Raw genomic sequence first — 23316 nt, forward strand, 5'->3', positions numbered from 1 at the left:
AAACCCTCTTTTTTTATTTTTTTAAAGTACATTTAACAAAATGTTGAGGAGCAATTTCTGCCCAATCTAAATCTTTTTGATTTTGATGAAATAAAAATTTAAAATTGGAATTTTCATAGATAATTTTATGTTCTTTTTGTCTTTGATTATCTAATTTAGGAATAGCATTTAAAATTTTTTTTGTATAAGGATGACAAGGATTTTTTAAAATTGTTTCTTTAGGGGCGATTTCTACTATATTACCTAAATACATTACACATATTCGATCACTGAAATAACCAGCTACACCTAAATCATGAGTAATAAACATAAAAGTTAATTGATAATCTCTTTTTAAATCATTTAAAAGATTAAGAATTTTTGATTGCGTAGAAACATCTAATGCTGAAACGATTTCATCACAAACAATAAATTTGGGTTTTATAATTAATGAACGAGCAATAGCTATTCTTTGTCTTTGTCCTCCTGATAATTGTGTTGGATAACGTGAATAAAAAGACCTATCAATTTGACATTTTTCCATAATATCTAAAATTTTTTGTTTATATAAAGGATCTTTTTTATTTTTAACCATTTTATGAATTAGAAGTCCTTCACCGATGATATCAGATATTTTTAAAGAAGGATTTAAAGAAGAAAAAGGATCTTGGAAAATAATTTGAAGATCTTTTCTAAAGGAACGTTTTTGTTTATTATTTAATTCGGTTAAATTAATTTTATTTGAATCATTTGAATGATAAAAGATATTACCTGAAGTAGGTTTGTTTAATTGGACAATTAATTGTCCTAAATTTGATTTTCCTGAACCTGAACTTCCAACTATAGCTAAAGTTTCACCTTTATAAATAGATAGATTAATATTTTGGTTTGCGTAAAAAAAAATATCTTTTTTAAATAAATTTTTTTTTACGCAAAACTTTTTGGATAAATTATTTATATCTATTAAAGTATTATTATTATCAAACATAATTTTAATATCTTTCTTTTTTTAATTAATTGAGTTAATTTATAACATAAAAAAATCCATTTATTTTAAATTACAATTATTTAAACTTATATTATCATAATATTTTATATTTTCAACTATATAAAAATTGATTTATTTAAAAATTTTTAAATTTAAAAAAATAAAAAAATTCAAAAAAATTAATTATAAATTTTTTCGATATAATTATTTTTTTGATTTTTTTATTATACTAGAATTAAAAAAATAATAAGAAAATATATTTTAAAAACCTCAAATTGAGAAGTTTAAATGAATTTCGTAAACTTTTTTATATAAAAAAATAAAGAAGTCATTTAGTTAAAACTTTTTAACTATTTTTATTATTAATAAAAATTATATAATTTTATGTTTTATGAAATTTAATTTTTTTAATATTTATTTTATTATTTTTTAAATTGACTATGATAAAGATTGTGATAAAAACCTTTTATTTGGATTAACTCTTCGTGTTTTCCTTTTTCAATAATGGAACCATTTTTTAATACTATAATAACATCAGCATTAACAATTGTAGATAAACGATGCGCAATTACAAAAGAAGTTTTATTTTGGCATAATGTTTGAATAGATTTTTGACAAATCATTTCCATTTGCGTATCAATAGTCGAAGTTGCTTCATCTAAAATTAAAATAGAAGGATTACGTAATAAAGTTCTAGTTATTGTGATTAATTGTTTTTCACCTTGAGATAAATTATCTGATTCTTCGTTAATTATAGTTTGATAACCTTTATCTTTGGACATAATAAAATCATGAATTTGAGTTTGTTTAGCTATTTCTATTACTTCTTCATCACTTTTATCTTCACTACCATATTTAATATTTTCTAAAATAGTACCTTTAAAAAGCCAAACATCTTGTAAAACTAGTCCTAAAATTTTTCTTAAATATTTTTTTTCAAATTTTCTAATATCTACTCCATCAATAGTTATAGAACCTTCATCAACATCATAAAATCTAGTTAATAAATTAATTAAAGTTGTCTTTCCTGAACCAGTGGAACCTACAATAGCTATTGTTTGGTTTTGTTCAACATTTAAATTAATATTTTTCAGAATAGGTTTATCCTTTGAATAACCAAAAGATACATTAGAAAATCCAACAACACCTTTAATTTTATCTAAGGTAATACAATTAGGATCATCTTCTTTTTCTTCAACTTCATATAAAAAATCAAAAACTTTATGAATGGCAGTTTTCGTTGATTGAACAACAATAAAAATTTTACTTAAATTATTAATAGGATCACCTAAACGCCAAACATATTGAATGAAAGCTTCAAAAAGACCGAACTGAATAGATACAAAACCTAATTTCATTAGTAAAAGAGGAAGTTCTCCTTCTTTCATTAAAAAATATCCTAATACGACAATAATTGTTAGTATTATGTATGTAAAAGCATTTACAATAGGAACGGCTAAACCAGATAAAAAATTAGATTTAAAAATCATTTTAGATAAATCTTTGTTAATTTGTTTAAATTCTTTAATAATGTTTTTGTGTTGGTTATACAACATAATTTCTTTATGACCGTTAAATTTTTCTTGTAAAAAACCATTATATTCAGATGTTTTATCAAACCTTTGAATAAAAACATTACGAGATTTTTTATTTATGATGATGATAACCAAAAAAGAAAGAGGAATCATTAAAGAAATAATAAAACCTAAACGCCAATTAACTATTAACATACAAATTAATAAAATTATGATTTGAAAAAAAGAATAAATTATAGAAGCAAAAGTCTGTTGCAGACCATTAGAAATAATATCGACATTATTTGTCATTTTATTCATAATATCGCCAACAGTATTTTGATCAAAATATCTCATAGGTAATTTATTAATTTTTTTATAAATATCTTGGCGTAGGTTTTTCATACCTTTATGAATTGAAGTTATCAGAAATTTATTATAAATAAATTTACCTATGGCGCATAATAAATAAAATATAAAATTTATACTTAAAAAAATCATAATATGTTTTTTATAATTGATCCAGTTTGTATGGTTTTGTTCGTTAATAAGAAAATTTAAAATATATTCACCTTCAAATAAAGGAATATACATTTGAAGAACAGAAATAATAAAAATCAAAAAAATGCTTATTGTTATTTTGTTTTTAAAAGGTTTTAAGTATTTAAATATTTGTTTCATTTTTTACACGGCCTCTTTTATTTTTTGTGAAATAGCAATTTTTTGATAAAAAGGGCATGTATTAATTAATTCTTTATGTTTCCCCATACTTACTATTTGTCCTTCATCTAAAACAATAATTTTATCAGCATTTAAAACAGAAGTTAATCTTTGAGCTACTATTATTACGATAGCTTTTCCTTTTATTTCAAAAAACTTTTTTCTAATAGCTAATTCAGTTTCATAATCTAAAGCAGAAAAAGAATCATCAAAAATATATACATCTGGTTGTTTTAATAAAACTCTTGTAAGCGATAATCTTTGTTTCTGTCCTCCTGATAAATTTGAACCTAATTCACTTACTTGATCTTTTAATTTATTACTTTTATTTTGGATAAATTCATATGATTGAGCTATTTTAGCTTTTTCCAACATTTCTTCAGAATCAGCTGTTTCTTTACTAAATAATAAATTACTATAAATAGTTCCTTTAAATAAAATATTTTTTTGCGAAACAAAACCAATTTTATTTCTCATCGTTTTAACATCATATTTTTTAATATCTATCCCATTTATTTCTATAGTTCCTTTAATAGGATCTATTAAACGAGGGATTAAATTTAATAAAGTAGTTTTTCCAGAACCTGTTTTACCTACAAAAGAAATGATTTCTGATTCTTTGGCTTGAAAATTAATATTTTTTAAAGTTAATTTATTAGCATTAGGATATTGATAAAAAACATTTTTAAATTCTATTTTTTTAATAGTTTCTAATTTTTCAGGATTAGTTAAAGAATTTTTAATAGAAGGCTCTATATTAAATAAATATTGGATTTTTTGTAAAGCGATTAAAGTTTTAGGAAACATCATGAATAATAGTAAAAAATTTAAAATAGAAGATAAAATATGTATATTATAAACTATACAAATATATAAATCACCTACATTAATTTGTTTGTAGAAAATAATATCGGATGCAATAAAATTAGTAATAATAATAGAAAGATTTAATAATAAATAAAAAAAAGGTTCAATTGATAAAATGGAAGTAAATAATTTAATCGCTAAATCTCTAAAATTTGAATTTATTTTTTCAAATTTATTTTCTTCATTTGTTTCTTGGTTTAAAGTTCTGATTATTTTTGTTCCTGTTATACCAGATCTAATTTTATAATTCATTTCTTCTAATTTTGTATGTTGTTGAACCGATAAAAGATAATTTTTTTTAATAATTAAAATTAAAATAATTATAAAACAAGGAATAATAAATAAAATACCGTAAGATAACGTAGCTTTTATTTTAAATATTATAACAAAACAAGAAACTAAAACGATAGGGGTTACAATAAATGTTTTATAAAAAGTAGTGACAAAATTTATTATTTGGTAAATATTATAAGTACTTCTGCTTACTATAGCAGAAACTCCTAATTTTTGTATTTCCAAGAAAGAAAAAGTTTGTATTTTTTTAAATAAATCAGTACTTAAATCTTTAAAAATTAAAGATGAAATTTTGGAGATACAAAAATTAACTATTAAATTACCACAAATAATCATACAAACTAGCATACATAAATATAAAAAAATAGTTTGAAAAGGTGGTTGATTATTTTGATGTTTAACTATATATCTACCCACAATATAAGGTATTGATAATTCACCAATAATTATTAATATAAAAGAAAAAATATTTAATAAAAGAAGTTTTTTATATTTAAAAATGTATTTTAGAATTAATTTCATGATAATTTATTTTTTACAAAATACTTCCTTTTTAAGACATTTATTAAAATTTTTATAAGCGCAAAATATATTATATTTTATATATCTACTAGTAATTTTATCATTTTTACATGAATTTAAATAAAAATTAATAAAAAAAGTTTTCTTTTTTTGTGATGGTTTTTTATCCAAAAGAAAACTTTTTTATTAATTTTTTATTTTAAAAAGGATTGTTATCTGAAAGTTTAGATAATCCTTTATTATCTTGAATAGAAGCAACTGCTGCTCCAGTAGTTATAAACATAGCAGCAATGGATGCCGAATTTAAAATAGCTTGTTTGGTTACTTTAGTAGGATCTACGATACCTTCCTTAAATAAATCAACATATTCTCCTGTTTCAGCATTAAAACCAAAACCTTCTTTTTGTTCTAATTGTTCTTTAACTATTGTATCTCCGTCAAAACCTGAATTTTCAGCGATTTGATAAGCTGGAGTTAATAAACTATCTAAAACAATATTAATTCCTTTTTGGATATCAGGTGTAGAAACTATTAAAGTTTCTTTTAATGTTTTATAAATCTCTATTAAAGTTTTTCCTCCGCCAGCTAGTATACCTTCAGTAACAGCTGCTTGAGTAGCGTTTAAAGCATCTTCAATTCTTAATTTTTGTTCTTTTAATTCTGTTTCTGTTGCTGCACCTACTTTAATAACTGCTACTCCGCCGGATAATTTAGCTAAACGAGATTTTAAATTATTCAATTCATGTTCAGTTGTTGTATTTTGAATACGAGTTTCTATTTCTTTAATTCTTTTTGTTAAAGAAGGGTTTTTTGATGTCCCTATTAAAACTGTATTATCTTTTTTGATAATTGCTTTTTTTATTTTACCTAAATCTTCGAGCTTAGTATCTTGTAATTTATAATTTAAGTCTTTAGAAATAAAATTAGCTTGAGTTAAAACAGCAATGTCTTTTAATAATTCTTTTTGATTATCACCAAAACCTGGCGCTTCTGTAATAGCAACATTTAAAGCTCCGTGGAATTTATTTAACGCTAAAATATTAATTATATCATTATCAAATGAATTAGCTATTATTAATAAAGGATTAGATGTATTCTTTACTTCTTCTAATAAATGACTAATTTCATTAATATTATTAATTTTATGGTCAGTGATTAAAATTAATGCTTGCTCTAATTCAACCGACATATTAGCTAAATTATTAATGAAAACACTTGATAAATAACCTTTATCATATTGCATTCCTTCAACAACTTCTAGTTCAGTTTCTAAACCTTTAGATTCCCCTATAGTTATAACACCTTTTTCAGTAACTTTTTCCATAGCAGAAACTATAATTTGCCCTATTTCTTTACTTCCTGAAGAAACAGTAGCAATATTAGCTATTTCTTCTTTTGTAGTAATTGGTTTAGATTTTTTTAAAATTTGTTCTACTATTTTATGAGAAGTTTCTAAAATTCCTTTTTTCATTAAAGAAGATTTAAAACCAGAATCAATAAATTTAAAGCCTTTTTGAATCATACTTTGCGCTAAAACAATTGCTGTTGTTGTACCATCGCCAGTATTATCATTAGTTTTAGTTGCTGCTTCACGAACTAATTGAGCCCCTATGTTTTGAAAAGGTTCTGTTAGTTCTATTTCTTTAGCAATTGTAACTCCATCATTAACAATTAAAGGCAAACCATGTTTTCTTTCTAAGACAACGTTATTTCCTTTTGGCCCCAAAGTAATTTTTACAGTATTAGCTAAAACATTTACTCCATTTAAAATTTCTTTTCTAGCATCTTTATCAAAAAGAATTGATTTAGCAGTCATTTTATTAATTTTTTTCTCCTTTTCTAAATTTATTTTTTTAATTTAAATTAAACTAATACAGCTATTATATCTTTGCTTTTTATAATCAAGTATTCTTCTTCAAGTTTAATTTTTTGTCCTTCATAGTTTTTATAAATCACTTTACTATTAGGTTTAATATTTTCATCTGATACTTGAGGTCCGCAACTTACAACAACACCAATTTCAGATTTATTCAATTCTAAAATTATTCCGCTTTTGCTTTTAATTATTTCGTTTTCTTTTTTATGTTTTAACACGACATAATCATGTAAAGGTTGAATCAATTTAATCATTCCTTTCTTATATTATTTTTTTTATTCATTATTTCAAATAATCCATGAAAAGTATATGAATATAAAAACAAAAATACATTATAAATTATACATTAATTGTATCAAATTAATCTTGAAAAAAATTTAATATAGTTAATATTTCGGTAATAAATTTATATTTTATTTATTTTTGAAATTTAATTTTTTTATAAAATTTTATAAAAAAGTATATCTTAAAATAATTAGGATATTAATTTTAAATTTTTTTATTTAATAAATCATGTTTTTTGATTATTTTATTATTTATTTTTATTTGAAAAATAGTATAAATATTACCAGTGATCCAATATAAAGCTAAAGTTAAGTCTTTAAAAGCAGCGAAAACCATAAAAATAATCATAATATAATTAACTATTTTCATTGTCATTTCTTGTTTTTTTTGTTCTGGATTTATATTTGTATTTTTTCGTTTTAAATCAGAAGATCTTTTTAGGTTAATTTTGTTGAAACAAAACATACTTATTCCTACTAAAAATGATAAAAATATTTTAATTAAAATATCTGTTTCGCCATCAGGTTTTAAATATATACAACCTAAAAAAGGTTTAGTATGATTAGCTTTAAAAATACCACCTAAAACAAAAAAACGATTTAAAGTTCTGAACATTGCAATTAAAATAGGCATTTGTAAAAAAGATATAAAAATACCGAAGATGCTAAAATTATATTTACGATATGTTTTAAAAATTTCCATTTGCATTTTTTGCATAGATTGTTTATCTTTTTTTAAAGCATATTTTTCTTGTATTTTGTTAATTTCTGGTTGAGCTAAACTCATATTTCTACTAAAAGTGCTAGCTTTAGTATAAATAGGCCATGATAAAGTTCTTATTAAGATAGTAGTCAATATTATTCCTAGACCTAAATTACCGAAAATAAATCCTTCTTCTTTCGGAGAGGCGAATATATTTGAAAAAAAATTTAAGAAAAAAGAAATAAATATGATTAAAACATTCCATATATACCCCCATCCTAAAAAAAAGTTCCATTCTAATTTATTAGGCCACTGAATAGGTAAATCTCCCTTATCATTAATAAAAATTTTTATATTTTGAGAAATATTTTGAGAAGGAATATCATTATTATTATATTTTAATTCTAAATTAAAATAATTAATTGCGTTATTTTTATTTATTTTTGTTTTAATTAATGAATTGTATTCAGCATTTGAAATTTCTTCTTTTGGATTTTCTTTATAGATTTTTGTTTGTTCTGGTGAAAGATTATTTAATAAAATATTTCCTTTTATAAAACCAAATTTTAATTTTGATTCATTAGTATTGTTATTATTTTTATATTTGTTTTCAAAATAATTTCGATTAGTACCTGTTTTAATAGTAAAAAAATTTTGAATTTGAGAAATTTGATTTTTGTCGTCCATTTTTTTTTGTGACTTTTCGAAATAAAAACAAAGTTCTTCTCCATTTAAAATGTTTTTAATTTTATCTTTAATTTTAACTTTAATTTTATCTGGAGTTTCGTTAGTTACTTTTATTTTTTCGATTAGAATATTTTTATTTTTTTTTTCGATTTGAAAATTAAAAATATTAATTTTTTGTAATAAAGTTTCTATTTGGCTATTATCATTTGAATTTAATTTTTCTTTTAATTCTTTTACATGATTTGAAGTCAAATCGCTTTCATCAAAAACAATTTTGAATTCTGTACTTTCAAATTTGTTAGGATCGATTTGTGGATCACTTTTTTTAATAACAAAAAATAAAATCAAACTCAAAAGAAAAATCATAAAAAAATTTTTAATTAATTTTATATTTTTATTTTCAATATTATTCACAATTAATTACCTTAGTTTTGTATTAAATTATAAAGAAGTTTTTTTGATTAAAGTTAAAAATTTTTTTTCTAAATCAGAAAAATCTAATTTTTTTGCGTTATTTTTAATAACAAGAACAAAAGACATATTATTATTTATTAACGAAAAATTGTTATGAATAATCATTCTTAAACGTCTTTTTATTAAATTTCTATCATGGGCTTTTCCATATTTTTTATTAATACTTAAAGCAAATTTAAAATTTTCTAAATTTTTATTTTGAATATAATATAATATAAAAAAATAATTTCTTACATTTTTTTTAAATTTAAAAATCAAATCTATTTCGCTTTTTTTTTTTAAAATAAATTTTTTTTTCATATCTAAAAATTATGTATATTCCTTAAATTTATTTAATATCAAATAAATTAAAATTTATAAAAAAATTATTTTTTATTTTCGAAAAAATCCAAAATGTTTATATAGATACATTTTTTTATAAAAATATTTAAAAAAAATAAAAAGTTATTTTTTTATTATTTTAATTTTATTTTTGATATTTTATGAAACAGTTAATTTTATACGTCCTTTTTTTCTTCTATTAGATATTACGCGACGTCCTGCGACAGTGGATATTCTAGTTCTAAAACCATGTGTTCTGATTCTTTTTATTTTACTAGGTTGGTATGTTCTTTTCATAAAATTAGAAACCTCTTTATTTTTGTTTTGAAAAAATAACCAATAATTAAGATTTTTTTATTAATTATGGTTATTTTTTCATAAAATTTGAATTAGTTAAATAAAATTTCTTGTACTTTTTTTTCGTTTAATTGTTTTATTAATAAAACTAGAAGTTTAATTGTATTTTCGATATCTTTTATATGGATAACAGAAGTATGAGAATGAATATAACGAGTTGGCACACTAATAGAAAGAGATGCTGCTCCTTCATTTTGAACATGCATTGCTGAAGCATCAGTTTGTCCACCGCTTGGTTTAGATTCTTGAAAAGGAATATTATTTTCTTTAGCTGTTTTAATGAACAATTCTCTTAAAGCTTTGTGATGAACTAAACCATGATCCCAACAAGTAAGTTGAGGACCTTGACCTAAAACTTTAATATGAGCATTTGCATCGCCTGGCACATCATCAGCAACACTAGTATCTACAGCAATAACTATGACAGGTTTTGCTTTATTTGTACTTGTTTTAGCTCCCCTTAAACCTACTTCTTCTTGAACTGTAAAAGCACCGATACATTGATTAGGATTATCTTTTAAAGTTTCGATTACTTTCATTACTATTAGAGCACCTACACGATTATCTAGAGCTTTAGCTGCTACAAAATCTTTATTAGCTAAAAGTTCAAATTCGCTATAAGGAGTGATCATATCTCCTATTCTAACACCTAAATTTTCTGCTTCTTCTTTGTTATAAACACCAAGATCTAAAAATAAATTTTTCATTTCAGGAACTTTATTTCTTTCTGATAAAGGTAATACGTGAGGAGGTCTAGCACCTGTAATACCTCTTATAACACCTTTATGAGTGTGGATATTCCATTTTTGAGCTAACATAACTCCAGTTATCCATCCACCTAGAGGTTGGAATTTAACAAAACCTTCTTTAGTGATTTCAGTTACTATTAAACCAATTTCATCTACATGACCAGCTAACATAATTTTCGGTCCTTTATTGCCTTTATAAAACATTAAACTTCCTAAATTATCGTATTCAATTTTGTCAAATTGTCCTTGAATATTTTTTTTGATATAATTGTTAACTTCTTTTTCTTGTCCAGGTACACCACTTAACATAGTTAAATCTTTTAATTGTTTTAATAGATCAGACATAATAATTTAATTAAACTCCTTAAATTTTAAAATTTTATTCTACTATTTCTTCTTCTTTTGGTTGGTTAATATTTTTTTTATTTTGTTTTAAATAATTAATTTGTGTAACAAGTTTATATATATAATATATACTTATTATTAAAAATACAATACCTAAAATTGTTCTGAAATAATTTGATAAATTTATTTCAGCACCTCTAAGATAGCAACTTATACTTAATAATAATATAAATAATATGAATTTTATAGAGGATATGATATTTACTTTATTTTCTAATTGATTAATATATAATTCTACGATACTATGAGTTATAAAAACATAATAAATTATATAATCTAATTTAAATATTTTTTGGATATAGTCAGTTTTTATAAAAAAATGAAAAATAAGTATTAAAGAAATTAAAATGAATATAACACTTTCGATAAAAAAGAGACTTTTAGCAAAACCTTTACTTTTTTTAAAATTATTAAATACTAATAAATAATTAATAAATAAAATGAAAAAACCTAATAAAATTTTAGAAGGAATAATTGAATAATCTTTAATGTTCCATGTTTGATTTAACCAAAAAAAAGTTGTTAAAGAGATTAATGCAAAAAAAATTATTTTTGATAATATTAAAAAAGTTTGTTTTTTTGTAACTTCTGTTTTTATCATTTATATTCTTTTTCTGTGTCCTCACCTTTCAGGATTTATTTTTGTTAATAAATTAATTAAATCTATTTTTTTTAATTTATAAATATTTTTTATTTGATGTTTTTGTGCTATCTTTTTTAATTCTACTAATGTTTTTTTATTTAAATCTTCTTTACTCAAATCTTCTTGTTCTATATTTTCATCTTTTATTTTTTTTGTCGAAATATCTTCTTTTTGCGGAATCTTTTCTTCTTTGTTTAAATTTTTTTGTTCTAAAGCTTTTTTAGATAAATTGACATAATTAAAAAACATTTGAGGTTCATTATAAGCCATATCAGCTAACATTTTACGATTAATTTCTATTTTGGATAATGAAAGCCCGTGTATAAATTTAGAATAACTAATATTATTATTCAAACAACCAGCATTAATTCTTGTAATCCATAGTTTTCTAAAATTTCTCTTTTTTTGTCTTCTATCTCTGTAAGCATATTGTAAAGAACGCATTACCTGTTCTTTAGCTGTTCTAAAAAGAGTGCTTTTAGAACCGACATAACCTTTTGCTAATTTTAATATTTTTTTACGTTTTTTATGTCTTGCTGTAACGAAATTTATTTTAACCATCTTTATTTTGCCTTCTTAAGTTTATTTTGAGAATTTAAATAAGATATTTAATTCTTCTTACATCAGAAATGTCTACTTTTGTAATTCCTCTTAATTGTCTATTTTGTTTTGTTGTTTTAGAACCGGCTAAGTGATTTTTATAAGCATATCTTCTTAACATTTTGCCAGTACTAGTGATTTTAATTCTTTTTTTTAAACCTCTATGAGTTTTTTTTTTAATCATAATTATTTCGTTATTCCTTTGGATTTTCATAAGAAATATAATTTATTTTGTTTTAGGCGATAAAACAGTAATTATTTGATTAGAAACCATTTTAGGAGCTACATCAAAATTACCTAAATCTTTTAAATCAGATGTGATTTTATCAAAAATATTTTTACCTAAATCACTATGTGTTATCATTCTTCCTTTAAAACGCATAATAATTTTTACTTTATCGCCCTGTTTTAAAAAATTAAAAGCTCTTTTTATTTTGACATTTAAATCATTAGCATCAATATTAGGGCTAATTCGAATCTCTTTTACAACTGCTGTAGATTGTTTTTTTTTGATTTCTTTCAATTTTTTTTGATATTTATAACGAAAAGATGAATAATTAATTAAACGAACGACTTGAGGATTAGAATTTGGATTAATCATTACTATATCTGTGTCTTTTTCTTCAGATATTTGAATTATTTTATTTTTTTCTAAAACCCCTAATTTTTCTCCATTTTCATCAATTACCAAATATTCTCCTTGGGGAATATTTTCATTATACAAAACATTCATTTTTGTATCTTTTTTAATATTTTTATTGTATTTAATATTAAATAAACTCCTTTTTGAAAAAATAATTTTTTATATATCCTATTTATTGTAAAAAAAATAAAAAAATTTATAAAAAAAAAGCACTTATAAAAAAAGTACTCTCTTAATTATTATGGATACTATAAATAATAAAATATAAAATAAAATTTTTTAAAAAATTTATTTTAGATTATTATTTTTTGTGCTTTATTACCCAAAAACAAATTTAAATTTATTTTTCAGGTAGAGGAGAGTTGACTCTTCTTTTTCACTTTTTTCATTTTTTTCTTAATACTACATTATTATACATTAAAAAAAAATTTTTAAAGAAATTTTTTTTTAATGTATGAACTGCATCCAAATAATTACAAATTTTTAAAAAAAATAAAAAATTATTTTTTTTATTTATAATATCATTTTTTGGAATGATTATTGTATTTTTGTAATATAAATATCATTTTTTTAAATAATAAATAAAAAAATTAAAATATAATAAATTATAAGCACTTAATGTGCTAAATAATAATTTAAATATTTTTCCTTTCATTATATATATGCAAACAAAAATTTAAAAATCCCTTATAAATTTATTTTTTAATTTATATTTTACCTATATGTGTAATCATTTTATAATATTTTCTTTTTATAAAATTAATTTAAAAACAGGAAAAACATAGATATGATAAAAAATAAAAGTCAAAATTCAAATGTTATAAGGGAAAAGGAAATTGAATTATTACAATTAGTTATCGAATATCAAAAACCTAATTTTAGAGATTTTATTTTTGTTTTGATTAAATTTTATAAAAAATATTTGAAAATTACAGATATTTTAAAATTATTAAAAATAAACCGTAATTCTTATTATTATTGGAAAAAAGTTCAGTATCAGAAAGAAAAAAGAGAATCTAATTATAATAAAATTGTTGAAAGACTTGGACGTTTATGTAAAAAAACTGGATTTTCTTTTGGTTATCGGAAAATTACAAATCTTTATTTTCAAACTTACAAAGAAATAGTTAATAATAAAAAAGTATTACATATTATGCGTATGAATAAATGGTTGATGACATACAGAAAACCTTATAATAAGAGAAATTTTTATATATCAAGAGAAAAAAATTGTAATTTAATTAATTTTAATTTTAAATCTGATAAACCTTTGAAAAAAATATATACTGATTTGACTTGTTTTTCTACTAAAAATGGTAAATTTTGGTTATCAGTTATAATAGATGGTTTCAATAATCAAATTTTATCATCTGCAATTAGTAAGAAACCTAATTTAGAATTAGTAAAAAAAACTTTTCAAAAATTACCTAAATTAAAAGAACCTTGTATTATGCATTCAGATCAAGGTAGTGTTTATCAAAATATTAAATTTAAAAATTATCTTAAAAACAAAGGATTTTTAATTAGTATTTCTAGAAAAGCTTTTCCATTTGATAATGCAATGATAGAATCTTATTTTAGCACTTTAAAAGGATATTTAAAAGTAAATAAATGTTTTTCACATCAACAGTATACTTTTGAAACATTAAAAAAAAGAATTAAAAGTTTTATTTTTTATTACAATAAAAATTGGATATTAGCTAAATTTAATTATAAATCTCCTTTACAATATTTAAAATTTAAAAATTTTTAAATAAAATAAATAAATTAATTATTAAAATCAATTTGGTAATTTTCGTTTCCATTAACGATAAAGAGGGGTCTATATCTATTGGTAATACAATCATAAACCATTTCAGCTTTATAATTTGAATTATCTAAACTAAAAACATAGATATTTTTAGCTCCATTAGCCATTTTTAAAAGATATTCTGTCTTTCCTTTGTTTATAATACGTATACCATCATCAAAATAAATATTTGTTATTTTTTCACCATTGAAAAAACCTTCATCAGGCAAAGGTATAATAAGGCCTGATGTAGAAGTCATATTATAACATTTATTTTGAATATATTTATTATTTTTATAAATTTGTTTTGAATTAAAATATCTATTTATATGGCTACTTATTTGATCATCAGGAACATTATGATTAACGATATGATGAATTTTAACGTTCGGATTCGGAGATTTTGTTTTAACATTCCAAAAACAGTAAATTTCTTTCATTGATATTTTATTATTAGTTAATAATTCTTCTAATGTAGTCGAGTATTGTGTGTCTGGATATTTTTTTTTAAAAGGATTATTTCTAGGAACGATATAAACTCCCAATAATTCATTGGGAGGATTTTTTAAAGATATATAATTTAACGAATTTGTATTAAATTCATTATAACCTGGTATATTATTTTTTAAATTTGTATCTAAATTTTTAAATTCTTTTAAAAATAGTTTCATATCTTCTGTCTCTTGGATATTGATATCATACACTTGCGTAGGTGGTTCATTGGCGATCCATTTATTGGCTATTTCATTTATATCCATAATTTTAATTTGATATCCTAAACGAATATGAAAATAACCGAGTATATTGTTAAATTGAAAAAATATCATAATAATATAATAAAATAAAATTTTGAGACCAAATTTATTTTTTTTAAATATCATTTTTTATATCCTTTTTGATTTGTATTTATATTTTTTATATAAAATAAGCAAATTTTTTATTTTAATTAAAATAAAAAATTTGAAATCGTCATTTTTTATAATAAAAATTTTTTTTGACATTTTATTTTATATTAGGCATTAACTATTTATTTGTTTTATTTGGAATACAGGAATTTTGATACCATTTTTTTGATTTTTTCTATTAATTATGTTTTGTTGAATTTTAGCATAATTAGGATTTTTTTGTTGTAATTCATTATATTCTATTTCTTTTTCTTCTATATTTTCTTCAACTTTATCTTTTTGTTTATCTAAATTATTTATTATATTTAAGTGATTTTCTTTTTCTATAAATTCATCTTGTTTTTTGCTCAATTCCTCTGTTAATTTTTCATATTCTCCTAACCATTTACTATAATCTTCCATAACTTTATCATTTTCTTTAGCTATTTTTATTTTAAAATCTCTGATGTCTTGAATAATTTTATTATGATCGTTTTGTATTTTATAATTTCTATATTTCTCTTCATATTCTTTATATTCTTTTTCTAATTTCATTAATTCTTTATGAATATCATCCATATAAATTTTTAAAATTTCAGCGCTTATCATTTGAGGTTCTTCCCCTTTTTTTTTAACTAAACTATTGATCATAATTGATATAGGATGTCCTTGTGGCAATTTTATTGATGTTTTATCGATTTGTGAATTATTTGTTGTGGCAACAGAGTTTTTTTCAAATGTTATTTCATTGTTAGATACAGAAAATTTGTTTTTAAAAGTAAGCAAATCTGTAATACGATCGAAAGCTTTGAAAAAGACTTTTACTAAATTACCAAAGGAAAATGAATTAGATCTTTCCCATGCTTCAGCATTTTGCCTTAGGATTAGTAAAATAGATTTAAAGCTTTTATAAGCTTCGCATTCTGTTTGTATTTGTTCCATTTTGTTTTTTATTTCATCAAGATTTTTTTGTATTTCTTTTTTTTTCTCCTCTATTGTCATAATATAAGATGTTATTTTTTTTAATTCTACATTTAATTCATTCATAGATGTTGTTAATTTTTGTTTAAAATCTTCTACAATTTTTAATTGTTTTTTTAATGAAATTTCAGCTGTTTCTAATTTTTTAATTTTTATTTTTGTATTTGTTATTTCTTCTACTATTTTTATATGTTGTTTTCTTAAATTTCCGATTTCTTCATATAATTTCTTTTTTTTGTTTTCATTTATTTCTTTCAGCGCTTCTTCTTCTTTTTGTTTTATTTCTTTTTCAATTTTTTCTTTATTTTTTTCTAAATCTTTTAATTTACCTTGTTCAATCGATATTTCATCACGAATATTAGTTAATTGATTTTTAATATTTTGGATATGGGTTTCATTCGTATCAAGACTTAATTGAATTTTTTCTTTGTCTATTTCAGTAATTTCTTTTTTTTCATGAAGTTTTTTTAATTCTTGTTCAGCATCTTGAAGTTCTTTTTCCCAATTAGATTTTAATCCTTTATAATTATGGGTAATATCTTCATATTTATCAATAGCTTTATTCACTTCATTAGTTAATTTATCATAATTTTTTGTTATAGGTTCTTTTCGCCAAAGGAAGAACCAAAATATAAATATAATGCCTAATATACTTAAAGAAAAAAATATAATTTCTTTTACTGAAGTTTTTTTTCCTCTTAATTTGTTGATTATAGGTAGAAAACGAAATATAAGAAGTACAATTATTCCAATTATAAAAATAATAAAATATAATTTGAAATTTGTAAAAATACTAAAAATTGAGAACATTTTTCATTCTCCTTTTAATTTGATTTTATCTTTTCTAAAGATTTACATGAATCATCTATTATTATTTGATAAGCTTTTTTTAAATCTTCAACATTAATGGCTTTACATTCGCAACAATTTTCTAAAATATTAGAATTCGTTTGTTTTTTCATTTTATTGTTATTAGCGAAAGTTATATTATTTTTGAACAATTCTTCATGTTTGGGATTTTCACATTCTTTTTGTTCTGTTATTAATGTTATTTCACGATCAATAGATTTTAAATTTGCTTCTTTAATTAAATTGTCTAAAACACGATAAGCTTTTTTATAATTTTTTTCCATCGGAATCTCTACTATATCACCATTAATAGTTTTTTCATATTGTGGAGGCAAATGATCTAATGCTTTATTAATTGTGTTTAATAAATATTCTTTAGCCTCTTGAGTTATAGGAAATTGATTATGTTGTAAAATACTTTCAAATTGAATTTGACGTTCTAATTCATTTCCTGGTTTTAATTCGATACGATGATTAAAACGTGATAAAATAGCAGGTTCTATTCCGTCAATATGATTAGTTGCTCCTATAACAAAAATAGGTTGTTCGGGATTACGTTCTTCTTCTCTTGGTTCTAATTGAATTTTGAATTCGTTAACAACATTAGCTATTTCAGAACCAGGCTTTAAACTATCAATATTTAAAAAAATATTTTCGCATTCATCTAAAAATATAATTGCTCCTTTACCATTTTGATTAGCTGCTTCTCTAGCCAAATCAAATAATTCTTTAACCATTCGCGGGGCTTTTCCTACAAATTCTTGTGCAAAAATAGAACATGAAACCTCAATAAAAGGTAATTCTGTTTCTTTTGCGATTGAGCCTGCAAAAATAGTTTTACCACAACCAGGTGTACCATACATCATTAAACCTGTTGGTGCAAACATTTTTCCTCTGTTTTCGAAAGCTTTTTTATTTTTTAAAAAATTTACAAAGCCTTTAGCTGCTGATTTAGCTTCCTTTAACCCTACTAATTTTTCAAAAGTAGGAAATTTCGTAGAATCTTGGGCTATAAAATTTTCGCTTTCTATTAAAATATCTTTATTCAACCCATGCATTTTATTTTTTTTATTAGAATTATCTTCTAATTTTTTTTCTGCTTCTTCTTTTTCTTCTTGATCTTTTTTTGCTTGAATATTTTGTTCTATTTGTTTTAAATTTTTATTTATATAAAAATTGTTTTTTTCTATTGCATTAATTTTTTTGTCATTTTGGATCATATTTTGATGATTAACCGCAGCATAAACAACCATAATAAAAGAGATAAAAAATAAAATACAAATAGCAAGAATAAATATTTTTTTTTGTATTTGATCGTTATTATTTTGTTGTTGAAACATATATTGTATCCTTTTTTTTGTTAAATAATAAACTTATTTATTAACAATATTACTTATTTTGTTTGAAACTATATTAGAACCTCCGGTAATTGTTTTCCCTTGTTGATCTACTATTTCATAATCATAAATGAGATAAAGTTTAGGATTTTTCGATGAAAGTATTTCTTTTTGTTGAATTTGAGTTTTAATCGTTATTGATTGTGTTTCATTTTCTTTCATTGTGGTATAATAAGGTCTTTCTTCGTTGGAGTAAATTTTATTTGTTTTATCAGAATTTATTGTAATAATTTGAAAATCAAAATATTTTTCTGGGTTATAAAATGTATTTTGAGTATCTAGAGAAATTTGTATTTTTAAAAATAAATTTTCTTTTATTCCCATGTTTTGAGATTTTAAAGTAGCTTTGTGTTCAATATTTATTAAATGATCATATTTCTCTTTATTTAAATTAGGAATTTCAATTGGAATAAGATATTTATTTTGATTATTGCCTCCTATCAGTTCTACTTCAAAAGTTGGGAAATTATTTTCTAATTTAATTTCTTCTTTTCTTTTTTGAAAGAAAATAGATATTGCTGTTAAAGATAATATGAATGTTATTATTAATAATAAAATAACAATTTTTATTTTATTTTGGTTTATTTTCTTTTTTTTCATTTTCATTAAATTCAAATTCCTTACTTTGATTTTTTTATTTTTATAAAAAAATGGAATAATAAATTGCAATATTATTTCTAATATTTTGTTAATAAAAACATAATTTTTTGGAATAATTAATATTTATTTATCTTTTTTTTAAATCGTTATTTTCTTTAGTTAAAGTATTGATTTTTTCTTTTTGTATTTCGATTAACTTATTTGCTTCTAAAATACGATTTTCTGAAAATTCAATTTGATCATTTAAATGAGATATTAATTCACTATTATTTTTATTTTTTTCTTTAAGATCGTTATTTAATTTGATTAAATTCATTAATTTGTTAGGATCTTGAATTAAATTATATAATTCTTCTTCGTTTATATCATCATAATTTACAATATTTGGTTCTAAATCATCTTCTTCTGCTTTATGTACACTACTATATTTAATAGAAAACAAAGCTGCTAAAGACACAATAATGCATAAAATAATAGAAATAAATATTTTAAACAAGTTTGGTTGATTTTGAAAGAACATAATTTTTCATTTCCTTTTTTTATTTTTTTATTTGAATAAAAAAAGAGACTAAATTTTAATTAGTCTCTTTTTGAGCCTATTTATTAAAAAAAATTTTATTCTGAAGAATTAGGATCATCTTCGTGAGAATCTTTTGTTACATTATCTGATTTATTAGAATCTTCGTTAGAATCTTTTTTTTCATTATTGGATTCGTCAATATTATCTATATCATTTAAGTCTCGTTTTTTTGTTTTATTTTCTGAATTATTGGATTTATTAATAGAATTATTATTTGAATGATTTTGAAATGTTTTAGAAATGACTTCTGAAATAAGTTTATTAGCATCTCCTTTTAATATTTGTTGATATTCATTTTCTAATTCAGTTAAGATTTGTTCTTTTATTTTGTCGTCATTTAAAACTTTTTTTTGAATTTGATTATACAATGCATCACAAATGGGTTGATTATTATTTTTATTTTTCAAAAAATTTATATTATTAATATATTTTTTGAATAAAATAATTTGAAAATAAAATGCAACAAAATTTTTTAAGAAAAATAAAAACGAAACATTTAATGTTTTAATGGCTTCTGGATCCCATTCTTTATAAATATGACAAATTAAAATAAATACAATAATTTGCATTGTGGTGAAATTAAAGTTTTTGCCGAATACATCTAAGTGTGGAATTTTGGATTCTTTTTCTTTATTTTCTTGTTCTTGTTCTTTTTCTTTATTTTCTTGTTCTTGTTGTTTCACTTTCGGAATCTCCTTATTTTAATTTTTGTGTCAAAAAAATAAATATTTATAAAATTATGAAATTATATTCAAAATAATATACATTAAAAAATTTTTAATAATTTTATATAATGAATAAATATAACCTTAAATTTAAGGGTTTGGTAATTGTGTAAAACAACGAATTCGTTAAATTAAAAAAAAGCAGTTTTAAGACTTACTTAGGTCATGGAAAAGAAAAAAAGATTTTATTTTTTATTTGTGATATTTAAGTTTGAAAATGGCTTTTTCTCTGTATTTATAAACTTGTTTTTTTGTTATATTTAGCTTTAATGATATTTCTTGATCAATTAAAATATAAGGATAATTTGAATCAAAATAATCTGTTGAAATACCATAACTATATATTAGAATTTGATATTCTATAGGATTTAATTTTCTTTTCATGTTTTTTAAAAAGTTTTCATGATTGATTTGTTTGATATATAATTGATGAGGATTAAGATTTCTAGGATAGTATGGATTATATTCATAATTTTCTATTTGTTTTTTTTGAATATATTTATCTGATGATAATGATTCAGTATTTTGATTCGGCTTTTTCTCTTTTTTATTTTTATTATAAATTCTAATTGGGATAGAAGGCGAATGACTTAAACGAATCAATTTATCGATTTGTTGTTTGATTTTGCTTTTGGCAAAAGTGGCGAAATCACAATTGTATACTCCGTAAATATATTTTAATAGTGCATCATCAATAACTAAACTTCCTTCGTTTATTAAATCTTTTTTTTCTAAGCATCTAGGACAATATTTTAATTTTCGCACAATATGATAAATTATATATTTATAAAATAATAAAAATATTTTTTCACGAATAAAATAATTTTTTTTATTTTCTTTGAAATAAATATAAAATAATTTATTAATGGTTTGTTCTATTTTTAAATAATTTTTTATATTTTTGCCCATATATAATTTTTTTGTCCTTATTTTTTTATTTCTTTTGATTTATGAAAAGAATATAAAAATATATAATAAAAAATTTTATATTTGGATAAATTAAAATGTTTAATATATGGGATGCATCTAATATTGATATAGAGAAAAATATATAGTTTAATAAAAATAATTTAATAATGTTCTGATGCTATTTATTGAAATGAAATTCTTTTAAACAAATTATATTTAAATTAAATAATTTATTAATTTAAGTCAAATTATTTATTAAAAAAAAATAGTTTGACTTATTTTTTTTCAAAAAAACCCAGCTTTGAAGAAATTTTTTTTCAATCAATAAACTTGTTTTTTTTATGTTTTAATAAAAAAAATAAAAAAAGAGGTTTTAAGATATATAAATTATCAATCTAAAGAAATTACTTGAAAAAAAGATGAAAATTTTAATTTTTTTTAAATCAATAATAACGAGGGCACAGGGGCTATTATTATTAATAAATTTTCCATTTATTAAAGGTTATTTGATGGTTCAAATAATTCAGAAGTTCAATTATCAATTCAAACATCTAAAATTTGAAACGAATTAGATGTTCCGACAAAATAAATAGTAATAGATATTTTGAAATCTGATAATTTTAACAATTTTAAAAGCAAAATTTAAGAATTAGACACGCATGGCATAACCAAACATATAAAAATAGGTAGTAATGCCCTGTGGTTGTGCGCTATTAAATTTATACAATTTTAAGTTAAGATTTAAGCCAAACTGTTTTTTTATAGTTAATATAAAAAAAACGGTTTGGCTTATTTTTTTTGTTTAAAGAAATTAGTTAAAACCAAAAAGGAGATTTTAAAAATGATAAAAAATACTTATTATTACCATGACGAAAAAACTGTTAAAGAAATAACTGAATACAATCCAGAAACTGGTAATCGAGTGAAAGAAACTAATTATCGCTCCGATGGAAAAACTATTTGGTATGTATATGAATATGATAAAGATACTGGTAAGGTGGTTAAAAACACTTCTTATCGATCAGACGGAAAAACTATTAGAACAATAACTGAATACAATCAAGAAACTGGTAATCGAGCGAAAGAAACTTATTATCAACTTGATGGCAAAACTATTAATTATGTAAACGAATATGATTACGATAAAGATACTAACCATATAATTAAAGTAACACAATACCAATCCGATAGAAAAAAAATTAATTTCATTTTTGAATACGACAAAGACACTGGAAACGCAATCAAAGAAATACAATACCAATCCGATGGAAAAACTATTGGGTATGTAGATGAATACGATCAAGAAACTGGCAATCTAGTTAAAAGACATTTATTATCAACTAAGTTTTAAACCCAATAAAACAAACAAACAATTAAAAAATTTAAAAAAAGAATTAAAATAAATTGCTAAAAAAAAGAGAGAAAAAAATGAATAAATATTTAAATAGTTTAAAAGAAATAATTAATTTTTTAATTAAACAACATTATTTTAAGATTTATTTATTATTCAATAATCAAAAAACCAATTATAACCTGGATAATCAAACTTTATATTTGAATTATTCAGACTTATATGAAACAATAATACTTTTGAAAAACATTAAAAATCCACCTTTTAAAATTCGAATGGATTTAAAAATGAATAAGGAATACACTGTTGATCTCCAAAAGAAAATTTTATATCTAAAAAAAGAACCCCAAGTCAATAAGATAGTCGCTTTAAAACAAAAATTATATCAACAATTTGGGGCGGAATTATCTCAAGAAAACATTAGAGTTGAAAGAGCTAAAAAACAACTTTTTGGAGATAATGATTTTTCATGAAAAAACAAATATCTTTGAAAGAAATTTTAAATGAAAATCAACAAGTTTCTCAAAAACAAGATAATCAGATCATCATTAACTATCAAGAAAAAATTAAAAACCAAATTCAAACTTTACCTGAATTCAAAGGTTTAATTTATGGCAAGGATTAT

Annotated in this window: 23 protein-coding genes; 3 read left to right on the forward strand and 20 right to left on the reverse strand. The window is 21.4% G+C overall.

Going from position 1 to position 23316, the window contains the following annotated elements:
• Nucleotides 1–13: 13 nt before the first annotated feature.
• From ACTCUI_RS01785 to infC, 13 genes are all read right to left on the reverse strand, one after another.
• Entirely contained in the window at nt 14–967 is a 954-nt protein-coding gene (locus ACTCUI_RS01785) for an ATP-binding cassette domain-containing protein (protein WP_463431202.1), read from the reverse strand.
• Nucleotides 968–1389: 422 nt separating this feature from the next.
• The gene (locus tag ACTCUI_RS01790) at nt 1390–3162 is read right to left on the reverse strand and encodes an ABC transporter ATP-binding protein (protein WP_463431204.1); all 1773 of its coding nucleotides are present in this window, start codon (nt 3160–3162) and stop codon (nt 1390–1392) included.
• 3 nt (nt 3163–3165) lie between these two features.
• On the reverse strand, nt 3166–4884 hold the full coding sequence (locus ACTCUI_RS01795; protein ID WP_463431206.1) for an ABC transporter ATP-binding protein: 1719 nt from the start codon (nt 4882–4884) through the stop codon (nt 3166–3168).
• A gap of 199 nt (nt 4885–5083) precedes the next feature.
• On the reverse strand, nt 5084–6700 hold the full coding sequence (groL, locus tag ACTCUI_RS01800; RefSeq protein ID WP_463431208.1) for a chaperonin GroEL: 1617 nt from the start codon (nt 6698–6700) through the stop codon (nt 5084–5086).
• A gap of 47 nt (nt 6701–6747) precedes the next feature.
• Nucleotides 6748–7014, reverse strand: a complete 267-nt coding sequence (locus ACTCUI_RS01805; protein WP_463431210.1) for a co-chaperone GroES — start codon at nt 7012–7014, stop codon at nt 6748–6750.
• A gap of 235 nt (nt 7015–7249) precedes the next feature.
• A complete protein-coding gene (locus ACTCUI_RS01810; protein WP_463431212.1) occupies nt 7250–8848 on the reverse strand; it encodes a YidC/Oxa1 family membrane protein insertase in 1599 nt (532 codons plus the stop codon).
• Between the two features lie 27 nt (nt 8849–8875).
• A complete protein-coding gene (gene rnpA / locus ACTCUI_RS01815) occupies nt 8876–9208 on the reverse strand; it encodes a ribonuclease P protein component (protein WP_463431214.1) in 333 nt (110 codons plus the stop codon).
• 180 nt (nt 9209–9388) lie between these two features.
• Complete coding sequence (gene rpmH / locus ACTCUI_RS01820; RefSeq protein WP_463431216.1) at nt 9389–9526, reverse strand: 50S ribosomal protein L34; 138 nt, start codon at nt 9524–9526, stop codon at nt 9389–9391.
• 92 nt (nt 9527–9618) lie between these two features.
• Nucleotides 9619–10680 carry a M42 family metallopeptidase gene (locus ACTCUI_RS01825; RefSeq protein WP_463431218.1) on the reverse strand — a complete coding sequence of 354 codons (1062 nt, stop codon included), beginning with the start codon at nt 10678–10680 and terminating at the stop codon, nt 9619–9621.
• A gap of 34 nt (nt 10681–10714) precedes the next feature.
• Nucleotides 10715–11341, reverse strand: coding sequence for a hypothetical protein (locus tag ACTCUI_RS01830; protein ID WP_463431220.1), 627 nt, complete (start codon nt 11339–11341; stop codon nt 10715–10717).
• A gap of 21 nt (nt 11342–11362) precedes the next feature.
• Nucleotides 11363–11944 carry a 50S ribosomal protein L20 gene (rplT, locus tag ACTCUI_RS01835; RefSeq protein WP_463431222.1) on the reverse strand — a complete coding sequence of 194 codons (582 nt, stop codon included), beginning with the start codon at nt 11942–11944 and terminating at the stop codon, nt 11363–11365.
• Between the two features lie 34 nt (nt 11945–11978).
• Nucleotides 11979–12167, reverse strand: coding sequence for a 50S ribosomal protein L35 (gene rpmI, locus ACTCUI_RS01840; RefSeq protein ID WP_273585288.1), 189 nt, complete (start codon nt 12165–12167; stop codon nt 11979–11981).
• Nucleotides 12168–12209: 42 nt separating this feature from the next.
• Nucleotides 12210–12716, reverse strand: a complete 507-nt coding sequence (infC, locus tag ACTCUI_RS01845; RefSeq protein ID WP_463431224.1) for a translation initiation factor IF-3 — start codon at nt 12714–12716, stop codon at nt 12210–12212.
• Between the two features lie 697 nt (nt 12717–13413).
• Between infC and ACTCUI_RS01850 the strand changes: the two genes are divergently transcribed.
• On the forward strand, nt 13414–14379 hold the full coding sequence (locus ACTCUI_RS01850) for an IS3 family transposase (RefSeq protein ID WP_463431226.1): 966 nt from the start codon (nt 13414–13416) through the stop codon (nt 14377–14379).
• 14 nt (nt 14380–14393) lie between these two features.
• On the opposite strand, the gene ACTCUI_RS01855 is transcribed toward ACTCUI_RS01850, so the two are convergent.
• The 7 genes from ACTCUI_RS01855 to ACTCUI_RS01885 form a co-directional block, all read right to left on the reverse strand.
• Nucleotides 14394–15296 (reverse strand): hypothetical protein, encoded by a 903-nt coding sequence (locus ACTCUI_RS01855; RefSeq protein ID WP_463431228.1) that lies wholly within the window; start codon nt 15294–15296, stop codon nt 14394–14396.
• A gap of 138 nt (nt 15297–15434) precedes the next feature.
• The gene (locus ACTCUI_RS01860) at nt 15435–17090 is read right to left on the reverse strand and encodes a hypothetical protein (protein WP_463431230.1); all 1656 of its coding nucleotides are present in this window, start codon (nt 17088–17090) and stop codon (nt 15435–15437) included.
• A gap of 14 nt (nt 17091–17104) precedes the next feature.
• Nucleotides 17105–18469, reverse strand: a complete 1365-nt coding sequence (locus ACTCUI_RS01865; protein ID WP_463431232.1) for an AAA family ATPase — start codon at nt 18467–18469, stop codon at nt 17105–17107.
• 33 nt (nt 18470–18502) lie between these two features.
• Nucleotides 18503–19132 (reverse strand): hypothetical protein, encoded by a 630-nt coding sequence (locus ACTCUI_RS01870; RefSeq protein WP_463431234.1) that lies wholly within the window; start codon nt 19130–19132, stop codon nt 18503–18505.
• A 121-nt stretch (nt 19133–19253) separates the two neighbouring features.
• Nucleotides 19254–19646, reverse strand: coding sequence for a hypothetical protein (locus ACTCUI_RS01875; protein ID WP_463431236.1), 393 nt, complete (start codon nt 19644–19646; stop codon nt 19254–19256).
• A 95-nt stretch (nt 19647–19741) separates the two neighbouring features.
• Nucleotides 19742–20389 (reverse strand): hypothetical protein, encoded by a 648-nt coding sequence (locus ACTCUI_RS01880; protein WP_463431238.1) that lies wholly within the window; start codon nt 20387–20389, stop codon nt 19742–19744.
• A gap of 234 nt (nt 20390–20623) precedes the next feature.
• Complete coding sequence (locus tag ACTCUI_RS01885; protein ID WP_463431240.1) at nt 20624–21340, reverse strand: sigma-70 family RNA polymerase sigma factor; 717 nt, start codon at nt 21338–21340, stop codon at nt 20624–20626.
• Between the two features lie 841 nt (nt 21341–22181).
• Between ACTCUI_RS01885 and ACTCUI_RS01890 the strand changes: the two genes are divergently transcribed.
• Together ACTCUI_RS01890 and ACTCUI_RS01895 are read left to right on the forward strand one after the other, a co-directional pair.
• Entirely contained in the window at nt 22182–22691 is a 510-nt protein-coding gene (locus ACTCUI_RS01890) for a DUF2963 domain-containing protein (protein ID WP_463431242.1), read from the forward strand.
• A 77-nt stretch (nt 22692–22768) separates the two neighbouring features.
• A complete protein-coding gene (locus ACTCUI_RS01895) occupies nt 22769–23164 on the forward strand; it encodes a hypothetical protein (protein ID WP_463431244.1) in 396 nt (131 codons plus the stop codon).
• The last annotated feature ends 152 nt before the right edge of the window (nt 23165–23316 follow it).

This window comes from Brinjal little leaf phytoplasma (assembly GCF_978563805.1).

Coding starts and splice junctions, on each gene's coding strand:
- ACTCUI_RS01825 (WP_463431218.1), bottom strand. CDS start 10,680: ATGTCTGATCTATTAAAACAATTAAAAGATTTAACTATGTTAAGTGGT.
- ACTCUI_RS01895 (WP_463431244.1), top strand. CDS start 22,769: ATGAATAAATATTTAAATAGTTTAAAAGAAATAATTAATTTTTTAATT.
- ACTCUI_RS01855 (WP_463431228.1), bottom strand. CDS start 15,296: ATGATATTTAAAAAAAATAAATTTGGTCTCAAAATTTTATTTTATTAT.
- rpmH (WP_463431216.1), bottom strand. CDS start 9,526: ATGAAAAGAACATACCAACCTAGTAAAATAAAAAGAATCAGAACACAT.
- rpmI (WP_273585288.1), bottom strand. CDS start 12,167: ATGATTAAAAAAAAAACTCATAGAGGTTTAAAAAAAAGAATTAAAATC.
- ACTCUI_RS01865 (WP_463431232.1), bottom strand. CDS start 18,469: ATGTTTCAACAACAAAATAATAACGATCAAATACAAAAAAAAATATTT.
- ACTCUI_RS01870 (WP_463431234.1), bottom strand. CDS start 19,132: ATGAAAATGAAAAAAAAGAAAATAAACCAAAATAAAATAAAAATTGTT.
- groL (WP_463431208.1), bottom strand. CDS start 6,700: ATGACTGCTAAATCAATTCTTTTTGATAAAGATGCTAGAAAAGAAATT.
- ACTCUI_RS01790 (WP_463431204.1), bottom strand. CDS start 3,162: ATGAAACAAATATTTAAATACTTAAAACCTTTTAAAAACAAAATAACA.
- rplT (WP_463431222.1), bottom strand. CDS start 11,944: ATGGTTAAAATAAATTTCGTTACAGCAAGACATAAAAAACGTAAAAAA.
- ACTCUI_RS01850 (WP_463431226.1), top strand. CDS start 13,414: ATGATAAAAAATAAAAGTCAAAATTCAAATGTTATAAGGGAAAAGGAA.
- ACTCUI_RS01785 (WP_463431202.1), bottom strand. CDS start 967: ATGTTTGATAATAATAATACTTTAATAGATATAAATAATTTATCCAAA.
- ACTCUI_RS01795 (WP_463431206.1), bottom strand. CDS start 4,884: ATGAAATTAATTCTAAAATACATTTTTAAATATAAAAAACTTCTTTTA.
- ACTCUI_RS01805 (WP_463431210.1), bottom strand. CDS start 7,014: ATGATTAAATTGATTCAACCTTTACATGATTATGTCGTGTTAAAACAT.
- ACTCUI_RS01885 (WP_463431240.1), bottom strand. CDS start 21,340: ATGGGCAAAAATATAAAAAATTATTTAAAAATAGAACAAACCATTAAT.
- ACTCUI_RS01860 (WP_463431230.1), bottom strand. CDS start 17,090: ATGTTCTCAATTTTTAGTATTTTTACAAATTTCAAATTATATTTTATT.
- ACTCUI_RS01875 (WP_463431236.1), bottom strand. CDS start 19,646: ATGTTCTTTCAAAATCAACCAAACTTGTTTAAAATATTTATTTCTATT.
- ACTCUI_RS01830 (WP_463431220.1), bottom strand. CDS start 11,341: ATGATAAAAACAGAAGTTACAAAAAAACAAACTTTTTTAATATTATCA.
- infC (WP_463431224.1), bottom strand. CDS start 12,716: ATGAATGTTTTGTATAATGAAAATATTCCCCAAGGAGAATATTTGGTA.
- rnpA (WP_463431214.1), bottom strand. CDS start 9,208: ATGAAAAAAAAATTTATTTTAAAAAAAAAAAGCGAAATAGATTTGATT.
- ACTCUI_RS01890 (WP_463431242.1), top strand. CDS start 22,182: ATGATAAAAAATACTTATTATTACCATGACGAAAAAACTGTTAAAGAA.